This window comes from Alcaligenes phenolicus (assembly GCF_032063905.1).
Lineage (GTDB): Bacteria > Pseudomonadota > Gammaproteobacteria > Burkholderiales > Burkholderiaceae_B > Alcaligenes > Alcaligenes phenolicus.
On record NZ_DAMBOE010000009.1, the window covers coordinates 130,345 to 148,284 of the forward strand.

The following is a 17,940-nucleotide window of genomic DNA, read 5'->3' on the forward strand; positions in this document are numbered from 1 at the left end:
TATGTATTCCACTGTGATTGTAGACAGTTCTGTCATTCGTCACCTCTCCCTGAGCGGTTTTGCCCCATGTTGTTGCAGGATTATTCCGATATCTTTTCTCCCCAAGGCCCTCTGGCAGAGTCTGTCTCGCACTATCGTCCGCGGCAGGCTCAGCTGGAGCTGGCCCAAGCCATCAGCGAGACGGTTGCCGAGTCCGGCGTATTGATTGCCGAGGCTGGTACCGGAACGGGCAAGACCTGGGCCTATCTGGTGCCCGTGTTCATGCAAGGTGGCAAAGCCTTGGTCTCGACCGGGACGCGCACCTTGCAGGATCAATTGTTCCGTCGGGATATTCCCCACCTGCGCAAGGCGCTGGCCTTGCCGGTGGATGTGGCCTTGCTCAAGGGGCGCAGCAACTACGTTTGTCATTACCATTTGGAACGATTGGGTCAGGATGACCGTGCCCTGAAGTCCCGTGCGGAAATTGCTTATCTGCGGGCCATCCAGCTTTTTACTGAACGCAGCCGTAGCGGCGACAAGGGTGAGTTGGCCGAAGTCCCGGAGGACGCGGATATCTGGCACCGAGTCACTTCCACACGCGATAACTGCCTGGGACAGGATTGCCCCTTTGTGCGCGACTGCTTTGTGATGAAGGCGCGCCGTCATGCCCAGGATGCCGATGTGGTGGTGGTGAACCATGCCCTGTTCATGGCCGATCTGGCCTTGCGCGAAGAGGGCGTGACGGATTTGCTGCCTAGCGTGGATCTGGTGGTGTTTGACGAAGCCCACCAACTGCCCGACGTGGCCACACGTTTTCTGGGTAGTAGCGTGTCCTTGTATCAATTGACGGATTTGTGTCGGCAGATAGAAGCGGCAGGTCTGGCCCAGGCACGTGAGACCGTGGATTGGAGTCAGGTGGCCCGCAAGCTGGAGCAAGCGGCTCGGGATTTGCATTTGCGTACTGCGTCGCTGGCGGCACAGGGTGGTCGCGCCACTTTCCAGGCCTTGCCCGAGCCCGAGCTTTTTGATGAGGCGCTGGAGAATTTGCTGGAGACCTTCGACAAGGTCATCAAGATGCTGGCCATGGTGGCTGAGCGTCATCCTGATCTGACGGCGGCGCATAAAAGCGCCTTGGAATTGCGTGCACGCTTGTTCCAATGGAGCCAGCCGGACCGTCAGGGTCGCCACGCCTATTTGCCAGAAAGCGAAAAAGATGAAGACCAGCCTGACGAGTTCGTGCGTTGGGTAGAAAGTGGGCAGCATTATCTGCGCTTGCACAGCGCGCCTTTGTCGGTCGCCAAGATTTTCTCGCGCTACCGAGGCAAAGAGCAGTCCTGGGTGCTGACCTCGGCTACCTTGTCGGTGCATGGTGATTTCAATCACTTCAAGCGTCAGCTGGGTTTGTTTGATGCTCGCACCGAAGCCTGGGCTTCGCCGTTCGATTACCCGAATCAGGCACTGTTCTATGTCCCCAGCACCTTGCCGCTTCCTAGCCATCCCAACTTCAATCAGGCGTTCGTGGATGCGCTCATTCCGCTGATCAAGGCGGGTCAGGGTGGTGTGCTGGTGCTCTGTACCACCTTGCGCTCGGTAGAGCGGATTGCAGATATGCTGCGGGACCGATTTGATCGGGAAGACATCGAACGCAATGTGCTGCGCCAGGGGGAGCGTTCACGGCAAGTTCTGCTGGACGAGTTCCGTGCGCGTGGCAATGCGGTGCTGGTGGGTAGTGCCAGCTTCTGGGAAGGGATTGACCTGCCCGGTGATGCCTTGACGCTGGTTGCTATCGACAAGCTGCCTTTTGCCCCACCGGATGATCCGGTGCTGGAAGCTCGTATCAAGGAATGCAAGGACAGGGGTGGTAATCCCTTCATGGAATACCAGTTGCCCGAAGCTGCCATTGCCTTGAAACAAGGGGCAGGGCGTCTGATCCGTACCGAGCGCGACTGGGGCGTGCTGATGGTGGGCGACACCCGTATTGTCGAGAAACCCTATGGCAAATTGCTGTGGCGTGGTTTGCCGCCCTTTGCCCGTACGCGTGATCCCGCCCGAGCCCTGGCGTTTCTGCGGGAGCAGAAAGCCAGGCGGCAGAGTGCTCAAGCCAGTGATGTGGAACTGAACGACAGCTCTGAACAGGCTTGAGAATATGGCTTGTATTCCGTTTGCCTTGGCTTGGACTACACGCTTGTAGAAGCTTGAGGCAGAGGATCAGAGGAAATAAAGCCAGCCGCTCCCTGTGCAGCCCACCGGGGCTGGCTTTTTTATATAAATCTAGGGCAAGGACTCGTCTGCGATGATGTCCTCTGCCACCAAGCCCCACAAGAACAGATCGGGCGTGCCAGCACCTTCCAGATTGCCCTCTATCTGCTGCAGCACGGACATGATGGCGCTGCGATTGCTGACTGCCTCAAATGCTTCCCGAGTGATAGGCGGATACCAGCCTTGCTTGAGTACAGCGACAGCCATGGCCAGCGCCATGGAAAATACATGTTGGCCCAGCATGGGGACTTGGACCGTTTCACCGGCGCGATTGCGCACATCGAACATCTGCTCTTCATCAGGCAGCTTGGCACCCAGACGCCAGGCCAGTGCCAGCCCGAAGGCTTCGGGAATCATTACGCAAAGCTTGGTCGCACGGACTTCTGACAGGCCGCTGGCTTGCAGTTGAGCGATGCATTCGTCAATGCTTAGCTCCGCTGCCAGTACAGGAATGGCTTGCAGCACCTGTGTTTCTGCTTGTTCGTGATTCATGGTGTCTGCTTTAAGAAGGGGGCACGTCCGGATGCGGGGAAACGGGGGGTGAGGAAAAGTGTGGTGCATGTCCACACTTGTTCAGAGGTCAACAATCTATTCTGCTGATCTTGCATCAGGGCAATTTTAACCAGGATCTTCAGCACGAGGCCCGTCAGAAAACGGTCCGCCGTTCCATGAAAAACGTCATTTCGAAGGGCGTTCATGAGGCGGGTTAAATTGTTTAAATATAAAGCACTTGGCTGCCGAACGCAGGGTAATCCCCATCCTCCAACAGATTGACTCCCTAAACCTGGCTCATTACCATTACAACATACAGATATGTATGTTCTAAATCCACTTGTGTTTGGTGATCCTAATGACGACAGAAAAGACTTTGCCGCGGGTAATGCGTTTTGATGAGTTGGCCTTCCAGCCTCGACAGGAAAAACCCGAGATGGCGCAACTGGCCCAGACCGTGGGAGAGCAGGACGGTACGCCTTTAAGTGCCGGTTATGCCCGCTTGAGCAAGGCACGGATTGAATGGACCGTCTTGTATGACGAAGTGGTCACGGTGATTGAAGGCAGCATCAACATTCACACTCCACAAGGTGTGTTGACGGCAGGGCCTCTGGATTGCATCTGGCTGCCCGCTGGCACGCCCTTGATTTACGAAACAGAATCCGCCTTGATTCATTACTGTCTGCACCCCAGCAACTGGGCCAGCGCACGGACGGCCGCATGAGCATCCGGAAAATCGCGCGTCTGCCGGAGAACGACAAGACCAATGGGTGGAGTCGGCTGTTGACTCCTCGCACCCCCAAACCGTCCCTGCTTAAAGACATACAGGCGGATTGGGTGATTGTCGGTGGTGGTCTGGCCGGTTTGGCCGCCGCCCGTCGTCTGGCAGAGAACCTCCCCGGTGACAGCATCGTGGTACTGGAAGCGGATCAGGTGGGCGAGGGGGCTCAAGGTCGAAACTCTGGCTTTGCCATTGATAGCCCCCACAACGTGGGTAGCTCCATGGGCGAGCTGGATGCCGCGCGTTCGCATCTGCGCCTGGCACGTACGGCGATTGCGTATCTGAAAACACAGGTAGAGCGTTACGGCATTGAATGCGACTGGAGTCCGATCGGTAAATTCCACGCTGCGGTCTCGCAAGAGGGCGTAGAGAAAACACTGAAGCCGACGCGTCAGGTTCTGGATTCCTTGCAAGAGCCGTACGAATGGCTGGACGGCAAAGCCTTGCACGACAAGCTGGGGTTCACGCATTTCCGCACAGGGATTTACACCCCCGGCACCGTCTTGCTGAACCCTGCGGGTCTGTCACGCGGTCTGGCCGACAATATGCCCCCCAACGTCACCGTCTACGAAAAAACGCCCGTGCTGTCCCTGCAGCAAGGCGACGGTGTCACGCTGGAAACCCCCGGAGGCAAGGTTCGTGCAGGCAAGATGATTCTGGCCGTGAATGTGTTCGCCGAGCAGTTCGGTTTTTACAGCGGCAAGCTGATGCCAATGGCGGCTCATGCCAGCCTGACCCGTTGCCTGACGCAAAGCGAGCAGCGTGAGCTGGGTGGGTTGCCCAGTTGGGGATTGACCCCCGCCAATGCCTTTGTGGGCATCACCATGCGTCGCACCAATGACCAACGCATTCTGATCCGCCAGCACATGACTTACGCGCCCAATCTGCGCAGTGATGATGAAAGCCGCCGCCGCGTGCGCATTGAGCACAAAACCCTGTTTGACGAGCGTTTCCCGAATCTGAAAAACGTGGAAATGGAGCACACCTGGACCGGCTTTATCTGCCTGTCCCGTAATGGCTCCCCAGGCTTTGGTCAGGTGGCACCGCATGTGTATTCTGCGGTGTGTCAGAACGGGGTGGGTCTGACCAAGGGCACGATTTCCGGCATGTTGGTCGCCGATCTGGCTTGCGGTGTGGACAATCCCTTGATTGCCGAGATGCAGGCTTTGGGGCAACCCGATGCCTTGCCGCCACGTCCGTTTCTGGATGTGGGTGTCCGGGCCCGTTTGGGCTGGGAGTTATGGCGGCACCGGGCGGAAGCCTGACAGCCGAAGTTTGAACAATAAATTTAAAAGAAATACCCAGGAGGAGTTATGAAGCTTTTGAGCAAGACTTTGCTGACGGTGATGTTCAGTCTGAGCGCGGCCACCGTGTCCGCACAGACCGTGCGCATTGCAACGGACTCGGGCGCGCAAGGTTCGCCTAGCGGTGATGCCATCGAGAAATGGGCTGCGCTGATCAAAGAGGGTACGCAAGGTGCAGTGTCGCCACGCGTTTTTTATCAAAACCAGTTGGGTGGTCAGGAAGAGGTGTTCGACCAGCATGTAGCCGGTGATGTGCAGTTGATGTTGAACTGGCCCATGACTTCCTACGACAAGCGCATTGCGGTGATCTACACACCCTATATGTTCACCACCTGGGAAGAAGCCTTGGCCGCGTACCAGCCCGGTGGCTGGTTGAATGAAACGCTGGACGGTATCTACCAAGAGAACGGCTTGAAGTTTTTCGGTGCCTGGCCTGAAGGATTCAATGGCGTCGCCACCAAAGGTAAACATGCCGTGACGGTAGAAGACGCCAGGAACATCAAGGTACGTGTCCCCCCGATCCCCATGATGCAGCAATCGGTGCAAGCCATGGGTTATCAGACAGCGGCCATTGACTGGGGCGAAGTGTTTACCTCGATTCAGACCGGCGTGGTGGATGGCGACGCAGCCAACGTCATTTACTACGACTACGAGTATTTCCGCGACACGCTGGATTACTACGTGCGCAGCAAGCAGCAGTTCATTACCGGCGTGCTGTCCATGAACCTGGAAGCCTGGGAAGCCTTGACGCCCGAGCAGCAGAAAGTGATTCAGACCTCGGCCATCACCATCATGCAAGATCAGTTTTCCAAGGCCCAGGTCGCGGACGCAGCCATTGTGGAGAAGTGGAAGGCGCTGGGTAAAAACTACCTTGAGCTCGACAAGGAGCAGTTGGCTGCCTTGGGTACGCATGTCCGCTCCAAGGTCTGGCCGTCCATGCACGCTGAAGTGGGCGACAGCATCATGGCCCATATCGAGAAAAACGCTTCGGCTCTCAAGTGAACACCTTGGAACAAGGGAGTACGACGGTGAGTGAGGATATTCCGATCAAGCGCGGGCCAACCCTGATCGCGCTGGAATGGCTGGCCATTGTGTCCAGTATCGTGGTGGCGGCAGGTTTGGCCTATGTGGTGGCAGCACGTTATTACCTGAACTGGCCGGCAGCCGGCGTGCACACCATTGTGATGGTGGCGGCGATCTGGCTGTATATGACGGGGGCCTTGATTGCCAGCCAGTCCCGTCAGCATCTGGTGGTGGATTACCTGTCGCATCGTTTGAAGACCCCACGGGCGCGCGCTATCCATCGTTTCATCGTGTCGGTACTGGTGCTGATCATTGTGGTGGCTTTTGCCTATTGGACCTTGCGCATGTTCATGTGGGGTTCCCGGTTCTCGACCACGATGGCCGAACTTGGAATTCCTGTCTGGGTGCCGCAAGCCGCTATTGGTCTGAACGCCGCCGGTAGCCTGATGTATGCCTTGCGCGATGTTTATCAGTCTTTAATGGCCTTGCGCCATGGGGGCCATTGATTATGCATGCTGGATTTTCTGTTCTCTTGCTCCTGTTCCTGCTGGGTGTCGGGGTGCCGGTGGCCTGGTCCTTTGCGGGCACGCTGCTGATGTTGACGCTGGTGTATGACGTCAACTTGAACACCTTGATGCTGCAAGGTTTTCGTTCCTTGAACTCACTGGTTCTGCTGGCTTTGCCTTTGTTCATCATGGCGGGTTACTTGATGCAGGCAGGCGGGATTGCGCACCGTTTGGTGGGTTTCGCCGAAATGCTGGTCAAGAATCGTCGTGGTGGCATGGGGGCCAGCATGGTGCTGGCTTCGGGGGTGTTCGGGGCGATTTCGGGTACGGCCTCGGCGGCGGTGGCGTCCATTGGCACCATTCTGGTCGACCCCATGGAGCAGCGTGGTTATCCGCGTCAGTACTCGGCCGCCTTGCTGGGGATTTCCTCTTTGCTGGGGATTCTGATTCCGCCGTCCATCACCATGATTCTGTTCGCGGTGGTGACACAGCAGTCGGTAGTGGCGTGTTTTGCCGCCACGATCGGGCCAGGGATTCTGTTGATGGTTGGGTTGACGCTGTTCAACTATGTGGTGGCTGGACGCTGGTTCAAGGAACTGCCACCACAAGCTGTTGATGAAAAATCCCGTCGTTCTTCCCTCAAGACTTTGCTTTATGCCGTGCCCGCCTTGTGTATTCCTACCTTGATTCTGGGTGGCATTTACGGGGGCGTATTCACGCCTACAGAGGCGGCAGCGGTGGCGGTTGTGCTGGTGATTGGTATTGGCTGTTTTGTGTATCGTGAACTGACCCTGCGCAAGCTGCGCGACAGCTTCGTACGTACGGCAGAGACTACGGGCACCGTTATCCTGATCTTGCTGTTCTCCTTTCTGATCGGCCGTATTTTGGTTGCGCAAGGCGTGCCACAGGACCTGACCGCCTTTGTGACGGGTCTGGTGGACAGCCCCATCGGCATTCTCTTGATGGTCAATGTGTTCCTGATCCTGGTGGGCATGATTATTGACGATGTGTCCTTGACCGTGGTGGTGGCTCCCTTGCTGCTGCCTTTGGTGGGCGTGGCCGATGTCAATCCGATACAGTTCGCCGCGATTGTGGCGTGTGCGGTGATTGTGGGTTCCAACAGCCCGCCGATGGCGCCTGTGCTGTACATGTCCTGCCGTATCAGCAAGGTGACGGTACATCGTTCCTTTGGTCCGGCCATCGCCATGATCGTGTTTGTGGCTATTCCGATTCAATTGATCACCACTTTCGTGCCCGCTGTTTCCTTGGCGTTTCCACGAATGCTGGGCCTGTTATAAGAGGAGCGCCGGTATACTTTGGCGACTAAAGCGACTCTACAAGCAGGCGATATGAGCGATAAGGAATTGATTGAACGTGTGGCCCAGGCCGGCGCGCTGACCGAGCCCAATGTGCATTTGACGCGGGCGGATTGGCTGGAGGCGGCCATTCGCCTGTTTATGCAGGAAGGCGTGGAGGCGGTGCGCATCACTCGCCTGGCGCAAGTGATGGCCGTCACGCGAGGCAGTTTTTATTGGCATTTCAAGGACAGGGACGATCTGCTGGATGGTCTGGTCGGTTTCTGGGAACAAAAGAACATGCGCTCCACCATGCTGGCGCTGGAGAATGTGGACAATCTGCAAGATGGCATGTTGTCCCTGTTCTCTACCTGGCTGGACGTGTCCCGTTTTGAGCCGGGCCTGGATATGGCCATGCGGGATTGGGCAAGGCGCTCCGAGCGTGTGCGTCAGGCGGTAGCGCGGGCGGATAAAGCCTGCATGAATGCCTTGGCCAATTTCTTTCAGCGCATGGGTGTGGAAGAGATTGAAGCCCAGACCCGAGCCCGGACGACGTATTTTTGTCAGATTGGCTATTACTTGATTGGTTTGCAGGAAGAACTGGAAGACCGGATGGTGTATCTGGATGACACCATGAAGATCCTGGGTGGTCAGCCCCTGGACCCAGCCAAGGCCAAGGCTTTTGCAGAGCGTATGTATAGCGTGCAAAAGGACAATGCCAAGAAGGTGGGGTGATATGCCTGATGCTCTGGAGCCTGTGGGGACGGAGCGTGTTTAGACGGCCGCAGGCTAAGGAGCTACCTGACTTGCCGTTCCTGTTTTGATGAGCAGGGCAGAGCAGACTGGTAAGGAATATCAGCTTGAAGCCGGAAAACTAAAAAGGCCGAATCCCATGCAGGATTCGGCCTTTTTTGACTGCGTTCTGTGAGACGTTTTATTGTCGCTTTACAAAGGCAGTCCGTGTTTCGTGCTGCTTTGCCTCATGGCTTAGAACCAGTTAATCGGGTTCCAGTAGTTAACCTTGGCATCCAGACCGTCTTTGAAGTAGGTGGAGTCCGGGAAGTTCTGATCCATCACGCGTTTGGTAGTGTCACGCAGCTCGGTTTGACCCATCTTGTCGTAGGACAGGTACATCAAGTACAGCGCGCGTTCAGCAATAGGCACGCCCTTGAAGTCCGTAATCACGGTTTGCGCACGGTTCACGGCAGCCACGTAAGCGCCACGCTTGTAGTAGTACTCGGCTACGTGTACTTCGTTCTGGGCGATGGTGCTGACCAGCCAGGTCAAGCGCTTGGCGGCATCCGGTGCGTAACGGCTATTGGGGTAGCGTTGCAGCAGATCGTTAAAGGCTTCGTAGGATTCACGCAGACCTTTGGGGTCACGCTCGCTGGGGTCCTGTTGGGTAATGTTGGACAGGGCAGCGCTAGGAGGCGTAAAGGAGATCAGCCCTTTCAGGTACAGCATGTAGTCGGTACCGGGGTGGCTGGGGTACTGCTTCTGGAAGCGGTCGATAGCGGCCAGGGCTTTGGCAGGCTCTTCGTCTTTCCAGTTGATATAGGCTTGGTCGATCAGCGATTGCTGTGCGTAAGTGCCAAAGGGGTAGCGGGACTCGACGGCTTCCAGGCGGGTACGCGCGTCTTTCCAGTTGCCGGCGGACATTTCTTCACGGGCGTCTTTATACAGGCGCTCGGCGGTCCAACCCGAGGTGGGGTCAACTTCTTTTTTGGTAGTGCCGCAGCCAGCAAGCAAAGTGGCAGCCAGCATTAATGCGGCTACTTGGGCCAGCTTGGTACCACGAATGCGTGGCAAGTTCAGGTTCAGGCGAGTCACAAAAGCGTCCTTGGTGTTAGCATTGCTGCTCAATTATATGATTTGTCGCCATGCCTGACACAGATACTGAAAAAGATAGTGTTGTTTCTTCCGACGCACTGCGTTTTATCCTTCCCATCACTGCGTCTCCCGACCGTCTGGACAAGACTTTAGCGCGTTTACTGCCACAGCATTCGCGCAGCCGTCTACAGTCCTGGGTCGAGAGTGGGCATGTTCTCGTCAACGGCCAGGCCGTCAAGGTCAAGCATACGGTTTACCCCGGTGATACCGTGCTGGTCTGGGAGCAGCAGGCCCCAGAAGACATGGCCTTCGAACCCGATGACGTGGACTTCGAGATTGTGGCTCAAAGCGACTCCTGGCTGGTGGTTAACAAGCCAGTGGGTCTGGTCACGCATCCTGGCGCGGGTAACTGGCGTGGCACCTTGCTCAATGGTTTGCTGTTTCGCTTCCCCAATTTGCGTCAGGTACCCCGTGCCGGTGTTGTACACCGGCTGGACAAAGACACTTCCGGCTTGCTGGTCGTGGCCCGCACGGAAGTCGCACAAACTCACTTTGTCCGACAACTGCAAGAGCGTAGCATGGGACGCCAGTATCTGGCGTTGGTCCACGGCGTCTTGCCGGGTCAGGGCTCGGTGGATGAGCCGATTGGACGCGATTTGCGCGTGCCAGTGCGCATGAGTACTGGGCCGTCCGTCGCTCCCAAGCATGCTGTAACGCATTATCAAATGTTGCGTCAGGGTTATGCAGGCGAGGAAGCGGTGACCGAGGTGGCTTGCCGACTGGAGACAGGGCGTACCCACCAGATTCGTGTCCACCTGAGCTCAATCAAGCATCCTTTGCTGGCCGATACCTTATATGGTGGCCGCGTTGTCGCGGGGGCGCAGCGCCAAATGCTGCATGCCCATGTGCTGGAGTTTGATGATCCCGATACGGGCGAGCGCCGTCGCTTCTCGGCGGAGCCACCGTCTGACTATCAGTCTGTTGCAGAGGCGATTGAATGGCACACTCAAAGCTGATTCCTGGTGTTAGCGGCCCCGAACAAGCGGGGCTGCTTTATTTCTGTACGACTCGGGCAGGGGGCGTCAGCCAGGACGAGCGTGACAGCCTGAATCTGGGCCTGAATACCGGCGACGATCCGGAGCGGGTGCAGGTTAACCGCCAGCGGCTGGCGGACTTCCTGGGTTCGGAGCCAGTCTGGCTGGCACAGGTACACGGCACAGACGTGCTGGATGCGGATCAAGATGTTTTGCCTGCCGTGCCCAGACAGTTTGATGCTGCCATCACTACACGCCGGGATCGTACCCTGGCCATTCTGACCGCCGATTGCCTGCCGGTGGTGATCTGGGACGAACAATCTCAGGTATTGGGTGTGGCCCATGCCGGTTGGCGTGGTCTGCAAGCCGGAGTCCTGGAACGTACCTGGCAGGCGATGACTGCCCGTTGTCCCCAGGCGCACTCCTGGCAAGCCTGGATTGGTCCGGCAATCAGTCAGGAGCACTTCGAAGTCGGGCAGGAGGTCTTTGATGCCTATGTTCAGGATGAGCCGGAATTGGTCGCCTTTTTTATTCAGGGAAAGCGTTCTGGAAAATGGCAGGCGGATTTGCCCGGTATTGCCCGCCACCGTTTGGAAAAATTAAGCCCTGGAAAAATGACCGTGCACTTGAGCGGCTTGTGTACGTTTCAAGAGAATGAATTGTTTTATTCCTACCGCCGCTCGCCCTTGACCGGCCGACAGGCCACCATTGCTCGCTTGAACCTGCTTTAACGGTTTTTTGATCGTATTAAATACGATATGGAATCTTTAATTCCGTCTATTGGCGTGCCAGCCTAATTAATTACCCCAATTGACTGCTTTTGTTACGAACGTCATGCTCTAAGCGTATTTGCAATTCGTTTACAGGTGGCAGATGTCGAGCAACAACAGAGCTTTTCAAGGTTTTGGCAAACCGATGGATGCTACCCGCTGTGCCGAACTTCAGGCTCGTTACATGCAGCAGTGGCAGGATCTGTGGGACCAGGCCCAGCGCGGTGCCTTGCCACCTCCCCAGGATCGCCGGTTTGCGGATGCTGCCTGGCAGAGCAATCCCACCGCCTTGTTCAATGCCCATATCTGGCAGCTTAGCGTTCAGGCCATGAACGAGATGCTGGACTCGATGGAGCTGGAAGCCGCGCAGCGTGAGCGCCTGAGCTTTTCCATGATGCAGTGGGCCGAGGCCATGTCGCCCAGCAACTATTTGATGCTTAACCCCCAGGCCCTGCAAACCATGATGGATACGGGCGGCCAGTCCGTGCTGGAAGGGATGTCCAATTTTATGGAAGACTGGCAAAAAGGCCGTCTGACACAAACGGATGAAAGCCAGTTTCAACTGGGGCAAAACGTGGGTACCACCCCCGGTGCCGTGGTATTCCAGAACGATATTTTTCAACTGATTCAATACGCGCCTACCACCAGCATGGTGCATGCCGTGCCTTTGCTGATCGTGCCGCCTTGCATTAACAAGTTCTACATTCTGGACCTGCAGCCGGAGAATTCCTTTGTACGCCACGCCCTGGATCAGGGGCTGACGGTATACCTGATGTCCTGGCGCAATCCCCAGCCGAATGACGCGGCCCATATCCATGCATTTAGTTGGCAGGATTATCTGGAGCAGGGCGTGTTGGAGGCGGTTCGCGTCAGCCAGGAGCTGTCGGGACAGGAAAAAATCAATACACTGGGTTTTTGCATCGGTGGCACCTTGCTGGCCAGCGCTTTGGCACTGGCACGCGATAAAGGTCAGGACCCGGCCGCTTCCATGACCTTGCTGACCACCATGCTGGACTTCACTGACGTGGGCATGCTGAGTGTCTTTATCGACGAAGCACAGGTTGCGTTTCGGGAGTGGCAGTTGGGGCAGGGCGGATTGCTCAATGCCCGCGAGCTGGCCAGTACCTTTTCTTTCCTGCGCCCCGCCGAGCTGGTTTGGAACTATGTGAACAGCAACTACTTGCAGGGTAAAAAACCACCTGCTTTTGACTTGCTGTACTGGAACTCCGACGGCACTCATTTGCCCGGTCCTTTCTTTACCTGGTATTTGCGCAATACCTATCTGGAAAATCGTCTAGTTCAAAAAGGTGGTGTCCCTGTGGGGGCGCACCGCGCGGATCTGAGCCAACTGGATTTGCCTGTGTATCTGTATGGCTCGAAAGAAGACCATATCGTGCCCTGGCAGTCGGCCTATGCGTCCTTGCAGGCACTGCCTGCGGCTCAGCATCGTTTTGTGCTGGGAGCTTCGGGCCATATCGCAGGCGTGATCAATCCGCCTGCCAAGCAGCGCCGTAATTACTGGGTGCTGCAAGATGGCGAGCCAGTCGCCACGCTGGATGCCCAGCAGTATATGGAGCGGGCTCAGTCCGTACCTGGTAGCTGGTGGTCCGATTGGATTGCGTGGCTTGTACCCTTGTCGGGTTCGCGGCGTCGCGCCAAACGTCGTCTGGGCCATGCGCGTTATCCCGTGCTGGAGGATGCGCCCGGCAGTTATGTGAAAGTGCGCGCCAGTTAATTTTCAATTTTTCAGGTTTCGGGAGCAGGGCGGTCTGCCTGCTTCCATTATCCCGACGCCAGGCTTTTTCATTGCCCGGGCCGGCCCAGGGATCGAGCTTTGTCACCCCTTTCAGGAGAAGTATATGAGCAGCAAAGTAGCTTACGTAACTGGTGGTATGGGAGGGATAGGGACAGTCATTTGTCAGCGTCTGGCTAAAGACGGTTTTACCGTTATTGCAGGCTGCGGCCCCAACCGCGATTTTCAGAAATGGTTGGGCGAGCAGGCCGAGCTGGGCTACACATTTCATGCTTCGGTGGGCAACGTAGCAGACTGGGACTCGACCGTTGAAACCTTTAAAAAGGTCTTTGCCGATTTTGGTCGTGTGGACGTGCTGGTCAATAATGCCGGGATCACACGCGACGGCACCTTCCGTAAAATGAGCCAGGAAGACTGGCGTGCGGTGATCGACACCAACCTGAACAGCTTGTTCAACGTGACCAAACAAGTCATTGATGGCATGGTAGAGCGCCAATGGGGCCGCATCATCAACATCAGTTCGGTGAACGGGCAGAAAGGACAGTTTGGCCAGACCAACTACTCCACGGCCAAAGCCGGGATTCACGGCTTTACCATGGCCCTGGCCCAGGAGGTTGCCAATAAGGGGGTGACGGTCAATACTATTTCCCCCGGTTATATTGGTACGGACATGGTGCGTGCGATTCGCCCCGATGTTCTGGAGAAAATCGTGGCGACCATTCCAGTGGGCCGTTTGGGTACACCGGATGAAATTGGTTCCATGGTGGCCTGGCTGGCCTCGGGTGATTCCGGCTTTGCCACGGGTGCGGATTTCTCCTTGAACGGTGGCTTGCACATGAGCTAAGGCTTGTTGCAGTGCATAGCGCGTGTTTTTGATTTATTGATTAGGAAGTAAGCACCAGCATGGGATCCCCTCGACTCATCAAGAAATACCCCAATCGTCGCTTGTACGACACGCAGGCCAGCGCTTACATCACCATGGTTGATGTCAAGCAACTGGTCCTGTCAGGAGAGGAGTTCGCGGTCGTCGATGCCAAAAGCGGCGAGGACCTGACGCGCAGTATTCTGTTGCAGATCATTCTTGAGGAAGAAAGCGGGGGTATCCCCATGTTCTCCACTCCGGTGCTGATGCAGATCATCCGCTTTTATGGCAATGCCATGCAGGGGGTGATGGGCTCGTATCTGGAAAAGAACATTCAGGCCTTCATGGAAATCCAGGAGCGCATGACCGAGCAGTCCAAGGGCGTCTACGGCGGTCAGTTCGGCCCCGAAGCCTGGGCGCAGTTCATGAGCATACAGGCGCCTGTGATGCAAACCGTCATGAACAGCTATATCGATCAGAGCAAGAATCTGTTTGTGCAAATGCAGGACCAGATGCAGGATCAGACCCGGCAAATGTTCTCGGTCTTTCCCTTTGCGCCACCAGGCAAAGACAAGAAAGACTGATTTTTAGCTTGCCAGCGTTTTAAACGGGGTATGGCTGCTTAGTGCTTCCTGATAGCGGGCCACATGGCCCGCTTCTTCATGCAGGAACTCTTCAATTGCGTGGGCAAAGCGGGGGTCAGCAATCCAGTGCGCCGAGCTGGTGGGAGTGGGCAGCAAACCTCGCGAGAGTTTGTGTTCTCCTTGTGCACCGCCTTCAAAGAAACGCAGTTGCTGCGCAATGCAGAACTGAATTGCCTGGTTGTAGCAGGTCTCGAAATGCAGGCCTGGCACGTATCGAGTACAGCCCCAATAACGTCCATAAAGAGTGTGCCCGTTCCGCAGCGACAGGGCGCAGGCTACATCTTGCCCATCTTGTTGCGCCAGAATCAGTACCAGAGAGTCGGGTAGATGTTCGTGCAGGCGCGCAAAGAAATCCCGATTCAGATAGGGGCGTTGTCCGCGCTCCTGATAGGTATTGGCATAGCACTGGTAAAAGTAGTCCAGGTTCTGCTCGCTAATCTCCTGACCCTGTTTGTGCTCAAAGGACAGCCCCTGCTCGTAAACCTTGCGACTGTCCTGCCGCATTTTTTTGCGTTTTTGCTGGGTCAGGGAAGCCAGGAAGTCCTCGTAGCTGGCGTAGTTCTGGTTCTGCCAGTGAAACTGCACATCGTGGCGAATCATGAAGCCCGCCTGCTCCAGAGCTTGCCTGTCCTCCGGATTCGGGAACAGGACATGCACAGAGGACAGCTGATTACTTTGCGTCAGCTGGATCAGTTGCCTGGCCAGCAGTACGCGATCCTCCAGGGTGTGAGCCAGCAGGCGAGGGCCGCTGACGGGTGTAAACGGGATGGCACACAGGAGCTTGGGGTAATAGTCCAGCCCGTGGCGTTGATAAGCCTGAGCCCAGCCCTGATCAAACACATACTCGCCGCGCGAATGGTGCTTCAGATACAGGGGCACGGCACCACACAGCGTCTGGCCACGATGCATCAGGAGGTAATGTGGCGACCAGCCTGTCTGTGGAATGGCGCAGCCAGCTTCGTCCAATGACCTCAGAAAAGCATGACTGAGCAACAGGTGATGGCCAGAGAGCGCGTCCCAGTGTGCCGCGTCGAGCTGACTCAGTTGTGTGCAAAGTGAAAATTGGATGGGTTCAGTGCTGGCCATGGCAAGGGGGACTTCGGTGCGCCTATTTTGAAACAAGGGTAGGGTATTGCCCGTGACGGCTTTGTATACTAGCCAGCGTTTCATGCAAAGGGAAGGCTTGTTGGGCATTGTCGCCTGTGCTTGCCCAATACGAGGAATTCATGAAGAAAATTGCGTTGGCGCTGGGTACGTGGATGGTGCTGGCAGGTTCGGCTCAAGCGGGTCCAGCTTGTGAGTATTTGCGTAATTATGTCGCGTTACAGCCGCAAACCGGCGACGAGCTGCAGATGCAGGATCAGGATGGTGCTTGCCTGGTTCAGAACGGACAATGGTCGGCCGGCTTCTCGTCAATGCTGCTGGCCTTTGATGAGCTGGTCTTGCGTGATGAAGGCTTGGCATCGTTGTCCGAGCGGCAAGTTATTCCAGACTCCATGGATCTACAAGTGGGCGGGATCTATGTTCTGACAGGACGTTTGCCTGGGCAGGACTACGTTATGCGCCTGCAAGCCAAGCCTATGGATTTCACTTTCAAGTACAAGTGGGACTCGGCCTTGGCACAACTGCATTTGGAGCAGATTCGGCTGCGTAGTCAGTACCTGCGTGAGGTTCGTGCTCAGGCGCAATTCGGGATTAAGTCGGCAGCAGGACGTGCTTTGGGCGCGGATGATCTTGAGCAGGCGGAGCTTAAAAGTCTGAATCTGTACCTGGATAATCAAAACTTGATCCAGTCCATGGTCATGCCCGCATTGGTGATGAACATGAGCATGTACGAAGACCCGCGCCCCGGCATTGAAAAGGCCTTGTTGGCAGCGCGCACTTCCGTGCAGTTGATGCCTGACTCGGTGGCGGATCGGGACAGCCGTGATGCCTTGCTGGCATTTATTGCTCAGCTCCCCGCGCCTCAAGGGCGCTTGTCGTTGAATATGACAATGGATCCCCCTTGGCCAGCGGCACGTCTGGAGTCTGGCTTGTCTGTGGATCAGGTTCGTAAATTGATGTCTGGCATGAAGGTGCAAGCCAGATTCAATACAGGGCAAGAAATCCCTTCTGTCTATGTCTGGCTGCGTGACCGTCTGCGCCACGCCTTGCGTTTGTTTGGTCCTCGTAAGGCCGGCGACGACGTCTCGTATTAATCGGCGCCACGCACGCTTGGCTTTTGAGGGCTGCGGTGATTTTCTGCCTATCGCGATTGATAGTGCAGGTGCTGTTCAATGCACGGACATGGCTTGGAGTACCAGGAGTATCCTGGCCATGTTGTTTGGTATGCCGTGAGCAGAAAGGCTTCATGAGCTGAGCGCCTGAAGCAGGACGAAAAAAAACCGCCGCATAAGCGGCGGTTTTTTAAATTTGGTTGCGGGGGCAGGATTTGAACCTACGACCTTCGGGTTATGAGCCCGACGAGCTACCATGCTGCTCCACCCCGCGTCAGAAAAGTAACTATAACATAGTTTTTGATTATGTACATAGTGTGGCGTGTTTATTTCATTAATATTTGGCGATTGCCGCTGGAAGGGGCATAAAGGCTGGATAAAACGATCCTCAATTTTCTTGCGTCTTGCTGGTCGCAATGGTGTAATACGAACTGTGCTTACAGGTTCAGCCGGACTGGCATTTCAAAAAGTTCAAACGCGCAAGCGGCTTCCTGTATAGCGACCAGTTCTTGATAGCTGGCATCTGGCTTTGATAGCAGTCGGCTCCCCTACTAGGCGGGATGTCCCGGCAAAACGAATTTCTCTGTTTCTGGCTTTGCTTCAGGTTTAGGCAATCGATAAGCCCTGCGGTGGTCTGTTGGTGCCTTGATGTTGGCATTTGACAATGTAGACCTGTCGCCCCGATCAGTTATTGCCCCAAACGTTGTTGTGCTGTTTTCGCGTTCCGCCAATCAGGAGCGCCAATTCAAATCCAGTCCGATAGGGCTTGCGGACATACTCATCATCAGCATGTGTGCTTACACAACATTTTTAATTGCTTTTAAAGCGGCTGTTTCTGGTTTGAGCCAGGGCGGTGGGCTTGCGTGCGCGTCCGGCCCGATGCAAGACGGTTCGATGATGGCGACGACGGCGATTCGGATGCGTGCTGTGGCTGCTATGGTGGCCTTTGCTCGGGCTGGGGGTGTTGCCACAGTGCTGATGGCTGGCCTGCGTGTTCTGGCTGTGGGCTGCGCCGCGCGCAAGACTGAAGATCAAAACAGCGGGCAACAAAAAAGCCAGCACAAATTGGCTGGCTTGTTTGATTCTGCTAAGCAGTTCCGGGTGATGGTTGCGGGGGCAGGATTTGAACCTACGACCTTCGGGTTATGAGCCCGACGAGCTACCATGCTGCTCCACCCCGCGCCGGAAAAGA

The 17,940-nt window shown here is 56.0% G+C and carries 16 protein-coding genes and 2 tRNA genes; 13 read left to right on the forward strand and 5 right to left on the reverse strand.

Annotated elements, in window-relative coordinates:
* The first annotated feature begins 66 nt into the window (after positions 1-66).
* Complete coding sequence (locus tag U2949_RS16875; protein ID WP_026484303.1) at positions 67-2,121, forward strand: ATP-dependent DNA helicase; 2,055 nt, start codon at positions 67-69, stop codon at positions 2,119-2,121.
* Between the two features lie 129 nt (positions 2,122-2,250).
* On the opposite strand, the gene U2949_RS16880 is transcribed toward U2949_RS16875, so the two are convergent.
* Complete coding sequence (locus U2949_RS16880; protein WP_026484304.1) at positions 2,251-2,730, reverse strand: hypothetical protein; 480 nt, start codon at positions 2,728-2,730, stop codon at positions 2,251-2,253.
* Between the two features lie 358 nt (positions 2,731-3,088).
* Here U2949_RS16880 and U2949_RS16885 point away from each other — a divergent pair, with 358 nt between their 5' ends.
* From U2949_RS16885 to U2949_RS16910, 6 genes are read left to right on the forward strand one after another with little or no spacing between them, the layout of a single operon-like run.
* A complete protein-coding gene (locus U2949_RS16885; RefSeq protein WP_257723435.1) occupies positions 3,089-3,454 on the forward strand; it encodes an ethanolamine utilization protein EutQ in 366 nt (121 codons plus the stop codon).
* The gene (locus U2949_RS16890; protein WP_321288970.1) at positions 3,451-4,776 is read left to right on the forward strand and encodes an NAD(P)/FAD-dependent oxidoreductase; all 1,326 of its coding nucleotides are present in this window, start codon (positions 3,451-3,453) and stop codon (positions 4,774-4,776) included. Before U2949_RS16885 ends, U2949_RS16890 begins: the two co-directional genes overlap by 4 nt.
* A 48-nt stretch (positions 4,777-4,824) precedes the next feature.
* The gene (gene dctP / locus U2949_RS16895) at positions 4,825-5,817 is read left to right on the forward strand and encodes a TRAP transporter substrate-binding protein DctP (protein WP_257723433.1); all 993 of its coding nucleotides are present in this window, start codon (positions 4,825-4,827) and stop codon (positions 5,815-5,817) included.
* A 26-nt stretch (positions 5,818-5,843) separates the two neighbouring features.
* The gene (locus tag U2949_RS16900; protein WP_321288972.1) at positions 5,844-6,344 is read left to right on the forward strand and encodes a TRAP transporter small permease; all 501 of its coding nucleotides are present in this window, start codon (positions 5,844-5,846) and stop codon (positions 6,342-6,344) included.
* 2 nt (positions 6,345-6,346) lie between these two features.
* Entirely contained in the window at positions 6,347-7,642 is a 1,296-nt protein-coding gene (locus U2949_RS16905; RefSeq protein WP_321288974.1) for a TRAP transporter large permease, read from the forward strand.
* Between the two features lie 51 nt (positions 7,643-7,693).
* A complete protein-coding gene (locus U2949_RS16910) occupies positions 7,694-8,374 on the forward strand; it encodes a TetR/AcrR family transcriptional regulator (protein WP_051316344.1) in 681 nt (226 codons plus the stop codon).
* A 252-nt stretch (positions 8,375-8,626) separates the two neighbouring features.
* Here U2949_RS16910 and U2949_RS16915 read toward each other — a convergent pair whose 3' ends face one another.
* Positions 8,627-9,424 (reverse strand): outer membrane protein assembly factor BamD, encoded by a 798-nt coding sequence (locus tag U2949_RS16915; RefSeq protein ID WP_026484309.1) that lies wholly within the window; start codon positions 9,422-9,424, stop codon positions 8,627-8,629.
* 95 nt (positions 9,425-9,519) lie between these two features.
* Here U2949_RS16915 and U2949_RS16920 point away from each other — a divergent pair, with 95 nt between their 5' ends.
* From U2949_RS16920 to phaR, 5 genes are all read left to right on the forward strand, one after another.
* A complete protein-coding gene (locus U2949_RS16920) occupies positions 9,520-10,485 on the forward strand; it encodes an RluA family pseudouridine synthase (RefSeq protein ID WP_026484310.1) in 966 nt (321 codons plus the stop codon).
* Positions 10,467-11,234 carry a peptidoglycan editing factor PgeF gene (gene pgeF, locus U2949_RS16925; RefSeq protein WP_321288979.1) on the forward strand — a complete coding sequence of 256 codons (768 nt, stop codon included), beginning with the start codon at positions 10,467-10,469 and terminating at the stop codon, positions 11,232-11,234. Before U2949_RS16920 ends, pgeF begins: the two co-directional genes overlap by 19 nt.
* A 142-nt stretch (positions 11,235-11,376) precedes the next feature.
* Positions 11,377-13,008, forward strand: coding sequence for a PHA/PHB synthase family protein (locus U2949_RS16930; RefSeq protein ID WP_026484312.1), 1,632 nt, complete (start codon positions 11,377-11,379; stop codon positions 13,006-13,008).
* Between the two features lie 124 nt (positions 13,009-13,132).
* Positions 13,133-13,870, forward strand: a complete 738-nt coding sequence (phbB, locus tag U2949_RS16935) for an acetoacetyl-CoA reductase (protein ID WP_009457629.1) — start codon at positions 13,133-13,135, stop codon at positions 13,868-13,870.
* A 59-nt stretch (positions 13,871-13,929) separates the two neighbouring features.
* Positions 13,930-14,472, forward strand: a complete 543-nt coding sequence (gene phaR, locus U2949_RS16940) for a polyhydroxyalkanoate synthesis repressor PhaR (RefSeq protein ID WP_009457627.1) — start codon at positions 13,930-13,932, stop codon at positions 14,470-14,472.
* A gap of 3 nt (positions 14,473-14,475) precedes the next feature.
* Here phaR and U2949_RS16945 read toward each other — a convergent pair whose 3' ends face one another.
* Positions 14,476-15,618, reverse strand: coding sequence for a GNAT family N-acetyltransferase (locus tag U2949_RS16945; RefSeq protein ID WP_257723429.1), 1,143 nt, complete (start codon positions 15,616-15,618; stop codon positions 14,476-14,478).
* A gap of 140 nt (positions 15,619-15,758) precedes the next feature.
* Here U2949_RS16945 and U2949_RS16950 point away from each other — a divergent pair, with 140 nt between their 5' ends.
* Positions 15,759-16,730 carry a hypothetical protein gene (locus U2949_RS16950; RefSeq protein ID WP_321288981.1) on the forward strand — a complete coding sequence of 324 codons (972 nt, stop codon included), beginning with the start codon at positions 15,759-15,761 and terminating at the stop codon, positions 16,728-16,730.
* A gap of 215 nt (positions 16,731-16,945) precedes the next feature.
* Here U2949_RS16950 and U2949_RS16955 read toward each other — a convergent pair.
* Positions 16,946-17,022, reverse strand: a tRNA-Met gene (locus U2949_RS16955).
* Between the two features lie 831 nt (positions 17,023-17,853).
* Positions 17,854-17,930 (reverse strand) — tRNA-Met (locus U2949_RS16960).
* Between the last annotated feature and the right edge of the window lie 10 nt (positions 17,931-17,940).